The organism is Mesorhizobium sp. Cs1299R1N1 (genome assembly GCF_037179655.1).
GTDB lineage: Bacteria > Pseudomonadota > Alphaproteobacteria > Rhizobiales > Rhizobiaceae > Mesorhizobium > Mesorhizobium salmacidum.
The window spans coordinates 104,853-118,380 of sequence record NZ_JAPYKR010000007.1 but is presented as its reverse complement, the minus strand read 5'-3'; the positions used below and the strand labels follow the sequence as shown (position 1 = coordinate 118,380).

At 63.1% G+C, this 13,528-nt stretch carries 13 protein-coding genes; 9 read left to right on the top strand and 4 right to left on the bottom strand.

Features of this window, described 5'->3' with window-relative positions; translation table 11 throughout:
• The first annotated feature begins 110 nt into the window (after positions 1 to 110).
• Positions 111 to 785: a GNAT family N-acetyltransferase gene (locus O7A70_RS16840; protein ID WP_337141361.1), complete on the top strand. Its 675-nt coding sequence runs from the start codon at positions 111 to 113 to the stop codon at positions 783 to 785.
• A 12-nt stretch (positions 786 to 797) separates the two neighbouring features.
• On the opposite strand, the gene O7A70_RS16835 is transcribed toward O7A70_RS16840, so the two are convergent.
• A complete protein-coding gene (locus O7A70_RS16835) occupies positions 798 to 2,444 on the bottom strand; it encodes an acetolactate synthase large subunit (protein ID WP_337141360.1) in 1,647 nt (548 codons plus the stop codon).
• A 94-nt stretch (positions 2,445 to 2,538) separates the two neighbouring features.
• Complete coding sequence (locus O7A70_RS16830) at positions 2,539 to 3,441, bottom strand: LysR family transcriptional regulator (RefSeq protein ID WP_337141359.1); 903 nt, start codon at positions 3,439 to 3,441, stop codon at positions 2,539 to 2,541.
• Between the two features lie 102 nt (positions 3,442 to 3,543).
• Between O7A70_RS16830 and O7A70_RS16825 the strand changes: the two genes are divergently transcribed.
• The 6 genes from O7A70_RS16825 (at position 3,544) to O7A70_RS16800 (ending at position 9,309) form a co-directional block, all read left to right on the top strand.
• Entirely contained in the window at positions 3,544 to 4,533 is a 990-nt protein-coding gene (locus tag O7A70_RS16825) for a zinc-dependent alcohol dehydrogenase family protein (protein ID WP_337141358.1), read from the top strand.
• 185 nt (positions 4,534 to 4,718) lie between these two features.
• Positions 4,719 to 5,018: a TFIIB-type zinc ribbon-containing protein gene (locus O7A70_RS16820; RefSeq protein ID WP_027145106.1), complete on the top strand. Its 300-nt coding sequence runs from the start codon at positions 4,719 to 4,721 to the stop codon at positions 5,016 to 5,018.
• A gap of 74 nt (positions 5,019 to 5,092) precedes the next feature.
• Positions 5,093 to 6,085 (top strand): Tim44 domain-containing protein, encoded by a 993-nt coding sequence (locus O7A70_RS16815; RefSeq protein ID WP_337141357.1) that lies wholly within the window; start codon positions 5,093 to 5,095, stop codon positions 6,083 to 6,085.
• A gap of 355 nt (positions 6,086 to 6,440) precedes the next feature.
• Positions 6,441 to 6,992 carry a MaoC family dehydratase gene (locus O7A70_RS16810; protein ID WP_337141355.1) on the top strand — a complete coding sequence of 184 codons (552 nt, stop codon included), beginning with the start codon at positions 6,441 to 6,443 and terminating at the stop codon, positions 6,990 to 6,992.
• Between the two features lie 2 nt (positions 6,993 to 6,994).
• On the top strand, positions 6,995 to 8,155 hold the full coding sequence (locus tag O7A70_RS16805; RefSeq protein ID WP_337141354.1) for a CaiB/BaiF CoA transferase family protein: 1,161 nt from the start codon (positions 6,995 to 6,997) through the stop codon (positions 8,153 to 8,155).
• Positions 8,156 to 8,187: 32 nt separating this feature from the next.
• Positions 8,188 to 9,309: an extracellular solute-binding protein gene (locus O7A70_RS16800; RefSeq protein WP_337141624.1), complete on the top strand. Its 1,122-nt coding sequence runs from the start codon at positions 8,188 to 8,190 to the stop codon at positions 9,307 to 9,309.
• 19 nt (positions 9,310 to 9,328) lie between these two features.
• Here O7A70_RS16800 and O7A70_RS16795 read toward each other — a convergent pair whose 3' ends face one another.
• On the bottom strand, positions 9,329 to 10,168 hold the full coding sequence (locus O7A70_RS16795) for an amidohydrolase family protein (protein WP_337141352.1): 840 nt from the start codon (positions 10,166 to 10,168) through the stop codon (positions 9,329 to 9,331).
• Positions 10,169 to 10,233: 65 nt separating this feature from the next.
• Positions 10,234 to 11,019, bottom strand: coding sequence for an IclR family transcriptional regulator (locus O7A70_RS16790; RefSeq protein ID WP_023771193.1), 786 nt, complete (start codon positions 11,017 to 11,019; stop codon positions 10,234 to 10,236).
• Between the two features lie 168 nt (positions 11,020 to 11,187).
• Here O7A70_RS16790 and O7A70_RS16785 point away from each other — a divergent pair, with 168 nt between their 5' ends.
• Together O7A70_RS16785 and O7A70_RS16780 are read left to right on the top strand one after the other, a co-directional pair.
• The gene (locus O7A70_RS16785; RefSeq protein WP_337141351.1) at positions 11,188 to 12,507 is read left to right on the top strand and encodes an ABC transporter substrate-binding protein; all 1,320 of its coding nucleotides are present in this window, start codon (positions 11,188 to 11,190) and stop codon (positions 12,505 to 12,507) included.
• Positions 12,508 to 12,631: 124 nt separating this feature from the next.
• Positions 12,632 to 13,528 (top strand): carbohydrate ABC transporter permease, encoded by an 897-nt coding sequence (locus O7A70_RS16780; protein WP_337141350.1) that lies wholly within the window; start codon positions 12,632 to 12,634, stop codon positions 13,526 to 13,528.

The window sequence follows — 13,528 nt, the reverse complement described above, 5'->3', positions numbered from 1 at the left end:
GCAAGAGCGGCGGCGGCGAAATCCATCCAACGGCGCCGTCGGCTATGGACGGTTGGCATCCGCCGATGCTAGCCGATACTGCTATCGGACACACGAACCGAGGACAAGCTTTGATCACCGAAGATGCGATGCCGGCCGAAATCACCGATCTCACCGTCGGCTACCGGCGTCTGCCGGCCGGCAAGCTCGCCAATGCGGTGACCTGGATGGAGGCGCGCGCTCCCCTGCCCGGTCTGGCGCGGCCGCTCGCCATGAAACGGATCACGACACCCGACTGCGCCTCGTATCGGGCGATCTTCCTCGAAATCGGCGCGCCCTGGCTGTGGGACCGCGTGTCCGAAATGTCCGACGCCGAGATAATGGCTCACTTCGCCGATCCGCGTCAGCACCTCTATTATGGCCACGATGAAACCGGCGCTCACATCGGCATGGCGGAATTCTTCGTCGCCGACAGCAACGAGATCGAGATCACTTATTTCGGCCTGTTCCCGTCCCTGACCGGCCGCGGTTTCGGCAAGCGGCTGATGGCCGGCGCGCTCGACCTGGCTTGGCGCCTGAACCCGAGCCGCATCTGGTTGCACACCAGCAGCTTCGATCATCAGAGCGTCATCGGCTTCTACGGCGCATGCGGGTTCGTGCCCTTCGCGACCGGGTTTGAGATCATCGACGATCCCCGGATAAAGGGAACCTTGCCGCGCGATGCAGCGCCGCAGATTCCGCTGCTCGATATGGAACAGGGCGCCCAGGGCGAGAACGTCGCACGGCGGCGAGCAGGCAAGCCCTGAGTAGCATCTCCGTCAGGTCGCCTGCGGCGCCGGCAGCCGTTCGCGCAATTCGTCGACAAGTACCCTGGTGTTTTCGGAATAGTCGATGGGCACGACGACGAGATGCACGCCGCCGCCGGTGAAGGCCTGTTCCAGCGCCGGCCGCAACTCGGCGATGGCGCCGACCCTGGTCCCTTTGGCGCCATAGGCCTCGGCGTATCTAACGAAATCGGGATTGCCGAAGGTCATGCCGAAATCCGGAAATTCGTCGACCGCCTGCTTCCAGCGGATCATGCCATACGCATGGTCTTCCAGCAGCAGGACGACGAGGTTGAGCTTGAGCCTGACAGCCGTCTCCAGTTCCTGGCTGTTCATCATGAAGCCGCCATCGCCGCAAATGGCCATGACACGGCGCTGGGGATAGAGCAGCGCCGCCATCATCGCCGACGGCAGCCCGGCGCCCATTGTGGCCAGCGCGTTGTCGAGCAACAGCGTGTTTGCCATGCGCGTGCGGTAGTTGCGCGCGAACCAGATCTTGTACATGCCGTTGTCCAGCGCGAGGATGCCGTCGGCCGGCATCACGGCACGCACGTCGTGCACGATGCGCTGCGGCGTGAAGCGGTCTTCGGTGGCGCGCGCGGCGATGCGGCTCAAAATGCCTTCGCGCAGCGGCAGCAGCGCCTGCGCGTTGGGGATCTTGCCTTCGATGCGGTCGGCCAGCAGCGCCAGCGACGGGCCGAGGTCGCCGACGATCTCGGCTTGCGGGAAATAGACCTGCTCGACATCAGCCGACTGGTAGCCGACATGAATAACCTTCGGTCCCTTCGCGCCCATGATGAAGGGCGGCTTCTCGACCGTATCGTGGCCAACGGTGATGATCAGATCGGCCTGTTCGATGGCCTCGTGGACATAGTCGCGCTCCGAAAGAGCCGCCGTTCCCATGTAAAGCTCGGTGCCGCCGGGCACGGTGCCCTTGCCCATCTGCGTGGTGAAATAGGGAATCCGCGTGCGCAGCACGAACTGGGCGACGTCGGGGGTCACGCGCGGCCGTGACGCCGCGGCGCCGAACATCAGCAGCGGACGCTTGGCCTCGATGATCATGCGGGCGGCGCGATCGAGCGCGCCAGCGCTGGCCAGGGGCAACTCGACCGGATGCGTCGGCACCAACGCAATCGGATCGCACTCGGCCGCCGCGATGTCTTCCGGCAGTTCCAGGTGCACGGGGCCGGGGCGCTCCTCCTGGGCAACGCGGAAGGCTTCGCGCACCAGCGACGGGATCATCTTCGGCGAGACGATCTGGCGCGACAGCTTGGTCAGCGGCTTCATCGCCGCGACGATGTCGACGATCTGGAAGCGCGCCTGCCTGGACGACAGGATGCCCTTCTGGCCGGTGATCATGATCATGGGCATCGCACCGAGCAGCGCATAGGCCGAGCCGGTCGTCAGGTTGAGCGCGCCGGGGCCGAGCGTGGTGATGCACACTCCCGCCTTGCCGGTGAGCCTGCCATAGGTGGCGGCCATGAAGGCGGCCGCCTGCTCGTGGCGCGTCAGGATCAGCTGGATCGACGAGCGGCGGATGGATTCGACGATGTCGAGATTTTCTTCGCCCGGAATGCCGAAGATCCGATCGACCCCTTCATTCTCGAGGGCCGCCACGAACAGATCCGAACCCTTGGTCATGAACCGTCTCTCCTGCGATGCGCGCATTTGGTCAGCCATCTTCATATGGCACCGGAACGCGACACCTCAAAGAGCGCAAGTCGTCTGCTGGCGATCATGCCATCATTTTCGGCAAGGCCGCCGCCAATGCGTCGACGGCCAGCCGGACCTTGAGCGGCAGATGCGGCGTCTGCAGCCAGAGTGCATGACAGTCGTAGGGATAGCGTGGCTGATCCGGCAACAGCTCGACCAGCGCCCCGGCCTGGATGCGCTGGCGAGCCAACCAGTAAGGCAACCACGCCAGCCCCATGCCGCCGACAGCGGCATCGGCGATGGCATCGAGATCGTCGAGCCGCAGCCGGCCGTTTGGGACGAACTCGAGCGCGGCTTGTCCCTCGCGCGCGAACAGCCAGGGCTGAATGATCATGCCGAGCCGGCGATAGACAATCGCCTGATGATCGGCGAGGTCTTCGATCCGCCGTGGTTCGCCATGAATTTCCAGATAGGAAGGCGCGGCACAGACGACCATGTCCTGGCGTGCAACACGGCGCGCGATCACGCCGGCCTTGTCGTCCAGCTCACCGGTCCGGATGGCGAGGTCGTAGCCATCCTCGGCAAGATCGGCAAAGCGGTCGCTGAGCGAGAGGTCGAGCTCCAGCATCGGATGCCGCCGCGCCAGTTGCAGCAATACGGGAGTCACGCAGTGGCGGCCGAAATGCGCCGGCATGGTGACGCGCAATTTTCCGCGCGGTTCCGAGAGTTGGTCGGCGGCGAGTGCATCGGCGGCCTCGGCCTCGGCCAGCACCAGGCGGCACCGCTCATAGTAGGCGCGGCCGAAATCGGTCAGGCTCTGGCGGCGCGTGGTCCGGTTGATAAGACGCACGCCAAGTCTGTCCTCAAGAAACCGGACATGCTTGCCGACCATCGGTCCAGATAGATCGAGCGCAGTGGCCGCCGCCGCGAACGAGCCGAGATCAACCGCCCTGACGAACACGGCCATGCTTTCAAGCCTATCCATATTCGAAACTCCTGGTTTCTACTGTACAATCTGATTAGCCATTTATCGCCAAGAGGCTTCGCATCATAGCTCATTCGGTTCAGATAATTTGGAGTTGGCCGAATGACCCGTGTAGTCCGCTTTCACCAGCATGGTGGCCCCGAGGTCCTGCGCATCGAGAAGGTCGACCTGCCCCCACCGGGCCAGGGCGAGGTTCAGATCCGCGTCAGGGCATTCGGCCTCAACCGCGCCGAGGCGCTGCTGCGCGCGGGCAGCTATATCGAGACACCCGCCCTCCCTTCCGGACTTGGGCTGGAAGCGGCAGGCGTCATCGAGGCAATTGGCGAAGGCGTGACAGGGCTGGCGCCCGGTGACGCGGTCAGTGTCGTCCCGCCGCAATCGATGGTCCGCTGGCCGGCCTACGGTGAGCTTGTCACTTTCCCCGCCGGGCTCATCGTCAAACATCCGCCGTCCCTCGACTGGCAAACCGCGGCGGCGGTTTGGATGCAGTACCTCACTGCCTACGGCGCCCTGATCGATATCGCCAGGTTGAACAGTGGAGATGCCGTTGTCATCACCGCGGCCTCGAGCAGCGTCGGACTTGCCGCGATCCAGATCGCCAACAGGGTTGGCGCGACAGCGATCGCGGTGACGCGGACATCCGCAAAGAGACAGGCCCTGCTTGACGCCGGAGCGGCTGAAGTCGTGGTCCTCGCAGACGAAGATCTTGCCATGCGGCTGAGTGGGATCGCTGGGCAGGATGGCGTGCGCGTCGTGCTCGATGCAGTCGGCGGCCCGATCTTCGAACCGCTGACCGCGGCCATGTCGAAAGGCGGCATTCTGATCGAATATGGCGGCCTCAGCAGCGACCCGACGCCGTTTCCGTTGCCTGCGGTACTGGGCAAGACGCTGACGTTGCGCGGCTATCTCGTCCACGAGATCACCGGCAATCCGGAGAAGTTGGAGGCTGCCAAGGCGTTCATCCTCGGAGGCCTCGAGGACGGCACGCTGAGGCCGATCATCGACAGAACGTTTCCATTCGACCAGATCGTCGAGGCGCATCGCCATCTCGAATCGAACGAACAGTTCGGCAAGATCGTCGTCACCGTTTGAGCAGCAATCATTCTCGCCGGCAATATTGCCCCTTGAAGGGGCCGGCCCGCATTCCTAAATCCCGAATGCGGGCCGGGCCCCTCTGACTGTCGCTTCTCGCGACCGTGATGTCGGACCGCTTCAACGGGCCCGTTTCCATTCCTTTCGGTCGAGCGGGCTCATTCCTTTCTGGTTAGGAGCCCCTGATGACATCATCTCTCCTTGGTATGGTTTGCCCCTCCTGCCGCGTCGCCCTCGTGATGAGCGAACGCCAGGGGATCGAGATCGACTACTGTCCGCAGTGCCGCGGCGTCTGGCTTGATCGTGGCGAACTCGACAAGATCATCGAACGTTCCGGCAGGGATGCGTCGCCCGCGCCGCAAGCGCAGCCCGCGCCATTTGCCCAGCCGCAACACAGCCGGGACCGCGATGACGACTATTCCCGCTCGCATGGCCAACGCTATCCGAAGCGAAAGAAGTCATTCTTCGAAGAGCTGTTCGACTGACCCTTGTGACGCCCGCGACCCGGGCCAGCGCCTTGCTGAAATTTTCCGAAACGACATCGATAAGGTTCTATCAGATGATTTCCCGCACAAGCCGAATCGCTACCCTCTTTGCCGGCCTGTTCCTCGCCTTCTCCATGGTCGCGATCGATCATGCCGAGGCGCGGCGCGGCGGCAGCTTCGGCAGTCGTGGCACGCGCACCTTCCAGTCGGCACCGCCGACCCGGACCGCGCCGGCGCCGACCGCGCCGGTCGAGCGTTCGATGACACCCAACACCGGCGTGAACAATGCAGCCCGGCAGCCGCAGGCCGGCCCGCAGAGACCCGGCTTCATGAGCGGCTTCGGCGGAACGATGATGCGCGGCCTGCTGCTCGGCGGCCTGATCGGACTGCTCGTGGGCCAAGGTTTCGGTGGCCTCGCCGGCATGTTCGGATTCCTGCTCCAGGCCCTGCTCATCGGTGGCGCGATCATGCTGGCCATCAGGTTCTTCCGGTCGCAATCCGCGCGTGGCCCCGCGCCCGCGCTCGCCGGCATAGGCAATGCCCAGGCTTCGCGGTTTGAGAACCGCGCAACGGCACAGCAGGAGACCGGAACCGCGGGCTCCTTCACCATTCCTGGCTTTGGCGGCGGTTCGAACGGAGACCATGAGGCCACCCGCTCCGAGGAGATCACGCTGGCCCAGACCGACCTCGACGCCTTCCAGCAGTTGTTGACCGAGGTCCAGGAAGCATTCGGCCGCGAAGACCATGCCGCATTGCGCCGGTCGGTGACGCCCGAGATGGTGTCCTATCTGTCGGAAGAACTGGCCGACAATGCCCAGAAAGGTCTCAGGAACGAAGTCTCCGATGTCACTCTGCTGCAGGCCGACATCGCGGAAAGCTGGCGCGAGGATGACCGCGACTACGCCACCGCCGCATTGCGTTATGAGTCGCGCGACGTGATGCGCGAACGGGCGAGCGGCAAGGTCGTCGGGGGCGACGAGGGCCACCCCACCGAGACGACCGAGTTGTGGACGTTCACGCGTCAGAGCGGCTCGAACTGGAAGCTCTCGGCGATACAAGAGGCTTGAGCCTGGCGAGTTTACTGGCGATCAAGCCACGATCTTGACGGACATCGGCGTGTGATCTCGATGGCGGAGACAGCACCGCCGGCGCCCTGAAAATAAGGCGCCTTCCGGTTCAGGTTGCCGACAAACACCAGACAGGCCATTCCAGGCACCGCGCATGATTTGCTCCTGCCCTGCCCGCGCTTCCGCGCGCAAAACCGGCCAAAATTTCGCCTGTCCTCGCTTGCAACATAGCCCCATATGTGAAAATAGTATTTACAAAAGAAGATTGGCGGGGAGGAGACATCGTGCAATCAGGCACTTCGATGCGTGCTCGAATGATCACCTGGGCGCTCTCGCGAGACCGGTGGATTGAGCCATGAACGATTTCGCGCCAACCGTCGGCGTTGCCTCGACGCACCCTGGGAATATGCCTGCCGATCATGCCGCGCTACCGGTGTGGAACGCCGAGAACTGGTTCTACGAAGATTGGCCCGTCGGCCATAAGATCCGTTCGTTGCGACGCACCATGGCGGAAGGCGACAGCCACCTCTTCAACACGCTGGTGCTCGACATCCACCCTTACGTGCAGGACCAGATGTTCGCCGAGAGCGATGGCATTTTCGGCAAGAGGCTGATCGCCGGCGCGTTCGTCTTTTCGGCCGGGCTGGGGCTGGTCGCCACCAACTGCGTCAACGCCTTCTCCTATGGCTATGACAAGCTCCGCTTCATAAAGCCCGTCTTCATCGGCGACACGATCTATTCGATCCGTTCCAACCTCGACAAGAAGCCCCGCTATAAGGAGATGGGGCTGATCCGCGCCAGCTACGAGGTGTTCAAGGGCGAAGGCGAGCTGGTGCTCTATTGCGAGCATCTGCAGACGGTGAAGTACCGCAACCCTGCCGATTTCGTCGGCAAGACGGAGAAATAGAGATGCCGGCAGCAGCCGAATTGCCGCTGGCCGGCCTCGTCGTCGTCGACATGAGCCAATTCCTGTCCGGGCCGTACTGCTCGCTCAGGCTGCTCGATCTCGGCGCCCGCGTCATCAAGGTCGAGCGTCCTGACGGAGGCGATCTGTCGCGCCGGCTCTATCTCAGCGACACCGAGATCGGCGGCGATTCGACGATCTTCCATGCCATCAACCGGGCCAAGGAAAGCCTCGCCATCGATTTGAAGAAGGAGGCGGACCTCAAGGTATTGCGCGGGCTGCTGGCCAAGGCCGATGTGCTGATCCAGAATTTCCGGCCCGGTGTCATCGAACGCCTTGGCCTCGACTACGAGGCCGTCCGCCAGATCAACCCACGCCTGGTCTATGCCTCGATCAGCGGCTATGGCGAGGAGGGTCCGTGGGTGAAGCGCCCGGGCCAGGATCTTCTGGCGCAATCGCGCTCCGGCGTGATGTGGCTGAATGGCGACGAAGACCAGGGGCCGGTGCCGTTCGGGCTCGCCATCGGCGACATGCTGGCGGGTGCGGCCTGCGCGCAAGGCATCCTGGCCGCACTGGTGCGGCGCGGCATCACCGGTCAGGGAAGCCATATTGAGACCAGCCTTTTGGAAGCGCTGGTCGACTTCCAGTTCGAGGTGCTGACCACGCATCTCAATGACGGTCGTCGCCTGCCCAGGCGCTCAAGTTTCCGCAGCGCGCATGCCTATCTCTCCGCGCCTTATGGCGTCTATCCGGCCAAGGACGGATATCTCGCCATCGCCATGACGCCTATCCCCAAGCTCGCCGACCTCTTGTCGCTCAGCGAGTTGGCCCCTTATCGCGACAAGCCGGCATCCTGGTTCACCGCGCGCGACGATATCAAGGCGATCATCGCCCAGAGGATCGCCACCAAGACCATCGACGAATGGCTCGAAATCCTGGAGCCGGCCGATATCTGGTGCGCCAAGGTGTTGAACTGGCCGGAGATGCTGGCAAGCCAGGGTTTCCAGTCGCTCGACATGCTGCAGACGGTGACGCGTGAGGATGATGTCTCGATCCTGACCACCAGTTCACCGCTCAGGGTTGATGGAATCAGAGCCAAGGTCGACCGCGCGGCGCCGCGCATCGGCGAGCACAGTGCGAAAATCCGCGAGGAGTTCGGCCTGTGAGCACGCGCTTCCTTAAGCCCACACTCAGGGGCATGACCTGGAGCCACCCGCGCGGCTATGATCCGATGATCGCGTGTTCATCTCTGTGGGAGCAGAAAACCGGCGTTGCAATCGAGTGGGACAAGCGTTCTCTGCAGGATTTCGAATCCTATCCGGTCGAGGAGCTGGCGCGCGCCTATGATTTGATCGTCATCGACCATCCGCATGTCGGCCAGATCACGGCGGAGCGCTGTCTTGAGCCTCTCGACGTCACCGGCCGCGAGGCGCAGCGCGCCGCGCTTGCCTCGGGCAGCGTCGGCCAGTCCTATCCGAGTTACACCTGGCAAGGCCGGCAATGGGCGTTTCCGATCGACGCGGCGGCGCAGGTGCAGGCCTGGCGGCCGGACGCGCTCGATGCGCCGGCAGCGACGTGGAGCGAGATGCTCGCTGTCGCCCGGCAGGGCCGCGTGTTGCTGCCACTGCGGCCACCGCATTGCCTGATGACATTCTACACGCTGGCCGGCAATCTCGGGCATCCCTGCGCGACCGATCCGTCGGGCGATCTTATCGACGTCGAGATGGGCTGCGAAGTCTTCGAGAGGATGCGAGAGATCGCGGCGCTGGTCGACCCCACCTGCTTCGACATGGATCCGATCGCCGTCTCGGAGCGCATGGCCGAGGCCGGTTCCCGCATTGTCTGCGCGCCACTGATCTATAGCTATGTCTCTTATGCGGCGTCGGGTTTTCGCTCGAACAGGCTGGCCTTTGCCGATATCCCGGTCATTGGTTCCAATGGCCCGATCGGCTCGGCGCTCGGCGGCACAGGCATTGCGGTCTCGGCCTTTTCCAAGGCGAAAGACGCCGCGATCGACTTCGCCTACTGGATCGCCAGCGGCGATGTCCAGCGCGGCATCTATGCCGCCGCTGGCGGCCAGCCGGGCCATGCGGCTGCCTGGGGAGACCAGACGGTCAATGAAGCGACCGGTGACTTCTATCGGGACACGCGCGCGACGCTGGAAGGCGCCTGGGTGCGGCCGCGCCGTGACGGCTACATGGCGTTCCAGCAGGCGGCATCCGACCGCATCAATTCCGGTTTGACTTCCGGCGACCCGGCCGGTCAGGTCGTCGCCGATCTCATCAACCTGTTCCGGGCCAGTGCACAGGCTGCCACCTGAGGGGACCTGAACTGGATCCTTACTTCAACCGCCACAGCTTGCGGGCGTTTCCCGACAACAGCTTGTCGCGTTCCGAGACACTGCAGCCGGCAAGCAGTGCATGTGTCGCCGCCACCCAGGTCGAGAGACCACCGCCAAGCGTACAGACCGGCCAGTCGCTGCCCCAGACAACACGGTCCCAGCCGAATGAATTGATGGTGTGTTCGACGTAAGGCCGCAGTGTCTCGACCGTCCAACTGCCGGAGTCTGCATAGGCGACCACGCCGGAGACCTTGGCCACGACGTTCGGACGCCGCGCGATCTCGCTCATGTGTTCACGCCAGGGATGCTCTGCGTTGCCCTTGATGTCGGGGACACCGCAATGATCGAGCACGAACTGGACATCGGGAGCCAAATCGGCGAGCGCCATCGCCTTGGGAATCTGGTGCGGCAGCACGACGAGGTCGAAGGTCAGGCCAGTGCCGCCAAGCCGCTTGATATTGTCACGAAACAATGCCCCTTCCGAAAGATGGTCCGGCACGACGTGGAGGACACGGCGAAAGCCTTTGACGAAGGGATTTGCCCGCTGGCGTTCAAGATAGGCAGGGAAATCCGCCTCCTCGGGACGGCAAGATGCAATGGCTCCGATGAGCATGCTGCCCGCTTGCCGCGACAGGCCCTCGACACGGGCGGTTTCCGCCTCGATGTCAGCCGGGTCGACATCCACCTCCATATGCAGCACGCACCCGATGCCTACACGTTGGGCCTCCACCGCATATTCCTCATAGGAGAAATCGCGGTTCAGTGCCGGCTCGCCGGCCAGCCAGGGATAGCGCAGCACCGAGCGATCGATGAGATGCAAATGGGTATCGATGATCATGACGATGCTCCTCCGCTGGCTTTCTCAGATTATCTCACGGGGGAATTCTTCATTCAAATAAGAATTCATGCCGATGAACCGACGGCCGACCCGGCCAGGTGCGACAGCTTTTCGCAGGTTGCCAGCAACAACTCGATGGTCCGGGTGATATCGGGCGCTGACGGCGCGTTGACCACGGTGATGTAGGGGATCGACAGCGCCGCTATGGCCTTGCCGTCGGAACCGCGCACCGGGGCCGAGAGGTTGAAGACACCTGCGGTCTGCATGGAAGCCATCATCTCGTAGCCGCGGTCGCGGATCTGGTCGAGACGGGCGAAGAACTCGGCCGGCTGCGCGGTCTTGTCGGTGCTGCGGACATGCTCCGAGATCATCATCTGCCGCTCTTCCGGCGAACGGAAGGCGAGCAGGACGTGGCCTGAACCGGTGTCGAACAGGCTGATGTGGGAGCCGACACGGATCGAAATCCCCCAGTAGTTCGGCGCCTCCTGCTGGCCGATCACGACAGCGGAACCGCGATCAAAAACAACGAGTTGGTTGGCTTGCTGCGAGGTCTCGGCCAACTCGCGCATCAGCGGCGTCGCATAGGAAACCAGCCGCCGCACCGGCGCGTGCAATTGCGCCAGGCCAAACAGCTTGAGCGTCAGCGAATAGCGGTCGCCGTCCAGCCGCGTGACGTAGCCACGCCGCACCAGCCGGTCCAGCATGCGATAAAATTCATTGGGGCTGCGGTCGAGTTTCTTGGCGATTTCCGCCTGCGTCAGGCCGCCGTCGACGCCAGCCAGCAGTTCGAGGATGTCGAGCCCCTTGTCGAGCGCCGGCGCGCGGTAGCGCTCGTCTTCGCTGTCGTCCATGCCTCGTCCCTCCAGTGAATTCAGCTCTTCATATACGCAGGAACGCGGCTGGCGGAAACAAATTTCGCCTTGACGTATCCATGAATGTTTTGTTTGTATATGAATGTAGGACTTCTTGTCATCAGACGAGTTGCGGTCGCCGCTGAGGCGCACCAAGGGAGGATATCGATGAACAGACTGCTTTCCGGCGGGTCCGCCGGCGCATTGGCACTCGCATTTGGCGCGGGTGCTGCCCTTGCCGGCGACCTGCCCGGCAAGTTCGAAGGCGTGACCGTCGACGTAAAGCTGATCGGCGGCCAGCAATATGAAAAGCTCTACGAGCGCATCCCGGAATGGGAGAAGGCGACCGGCGCCAAGGTCAATATCCTGACCAAGAAGAACGGCTTCGATATCGACAAGGAATTGAAGTCCGACATCGCCTCGGGCAGCACCAACTGGTGCGTCGGCTGGAACCATTCCTCCTTCGCGCCGCAGTACACCGGCCTCTACACCGATCTCAGCAAGCTCCTGCCGAAATCGGAGATCGACGGCTTCGTGCCGTCGACGATCAAGGCGGCAACCATCGACGGCAAGCTGGAGATGCTGCCGCGTGCGCAGTTCGACGTTTCGGCGCTCTACTACCAGAAGAGCCTGTACGAAAACGCCGACAACAAGACCAAATTCAAGGCCAAATACGGCTACGACCTGGTGCCACCGGACACATGGAAGGAAGTCACCGACCAGGCCGAATTCTTCGCCAACCCACCCAATTTCTACGGCACCCAGTTCGCCGGCAAGGAAGAGGCGATCAACGGCCGCTTCTACGAAATGGTCGTCGCCGAGGGCGGCGAATATCTCGACAAGGACGGCAAGCCGGTCTTCAATTCCGAGGCCGGCATCCGGGCGCTCGACTGGTTCGTCAACCTCTACAAGGCCAAGGCCGTGCCGGCCGGAACCACCAACTACCTCTGGGACGATCTCGGCCAGGGCTTTGCTTCGGGCACCGTCGCCATCAATCTGGACTGGCCGGGCTGGGCCGGCTTCTTCAACGACCCGAAGTCGTCGAAGGTCGCCGGCAACGTCGGCGTCAAGGTCGCGCCGAAAGGCTCAGCTGGAGTGCGCACCGGCTGGTCGGGCTTCCACGGTTTCTCGGTGACCGAGAATTGCCCGAACAAGGAGGCCGCCGCGTCGCTCGTGTGGTGGCTGACCAACGAGGACAGCCAGAAGCTCGAGGCCGCCGCCGGCCCGCTGCCAACGCGCACCGCAGTCTGGGATTGGGACCTGCAGCAGGCCGCGAACGATCCTTACAAGAAGGAGGTTCTGTCGGCTTTCCAGGAAGAAGCCAAGCACGCTTTTGCCGTGCCGCAGACGCCTGAGTGGATCGAGATCTCGAACGCCGTCTATCCCGAGTTGCAGGCCGCTATCCTCGGCGACAAGACCTCCAAGCAGGCACTGGATGAAGCCGCCGCCAAGGCGACGCAGATCCTGCAGGACGCCGGCAAACTCTAGGCATTGTTCCCAAGACCGCCTCCCCCATTTGTCAATGGGGGAGGCGATCGCGCCTTGCCGGTGCTGTCCATTCACCGGTCAGGCCCCGGCCCCAAAATTGCATGCCAGATACCAAAGGACCCCGATGAAGGGCTTCAAGCCATCCGCACCATTCCTGCTGCTGCTTCCGGCGTTCATCGTGCTGGCGGCGGTCGTGGTGGTGCCGTTGCTTCTCTCGCTCTATTCCAGCTTCACGCCTTTCCGGCTGACCAAGCCCGAGACGTTTTTCGTCTTCATCGGCTTGCGGAACTATCTTTCGATCCTGGCCAATATCGATTTCTGGTGGGCGTTCGGGCGCACGGTTCTGCTGCTGACGATCGCGCTCAATCTTGAAATGCTGCTTGGCCTCGGCCTCGCCATGCTGGTCGAGAAGGCGACACGCGGCCAGCGCATCCTGCGCACGCTGATGATGTTTCCGATGATGTTCTCGCCGATCCTCGTCGGCTTTCAGTTCAAGTTCATGTTCAACGACAATATCGGCCTGGTGAACAACGCGCTGCAGTCGCTCGGCATCACCAGCGACGCCATCCCGTGGCTGATCGAGGGCCATCTCGCCTTCATCGCCATTTCAGCCGCCGAGATCTGGTCGTCGACGGCGATCTTCGCCATCCTGATCTTGGCGGGGCTGCTCGCCATGCCCAAGGAACCAATCGAGGCGGCTCGCGTCGATGGCTGCACGCCGTGGCAGACATTCCGCTATGTGACGTGGCCGTTCGTCATGCCCTTCGCCTACATCGCCATGACCATTCGCTCGCTCGACGTGGCGCGCGCCTATGACATCGTCAAGATCATGACCGATGGCGGGCCGGCCGGCCGCACCGAACTGCTTTGGACGCTGGTGGCGCGCACCGCCTATAGCGACGGACGCATGGGAATGGCCAACGCCATGGCCTATTTCTCGATCCTGCTGTCGATCGCCTTCACAGTCTACTTCTTCAACAAGCTCGCCGCGGCGCGCACGCAGATCGGTGCCGAGTGGTGA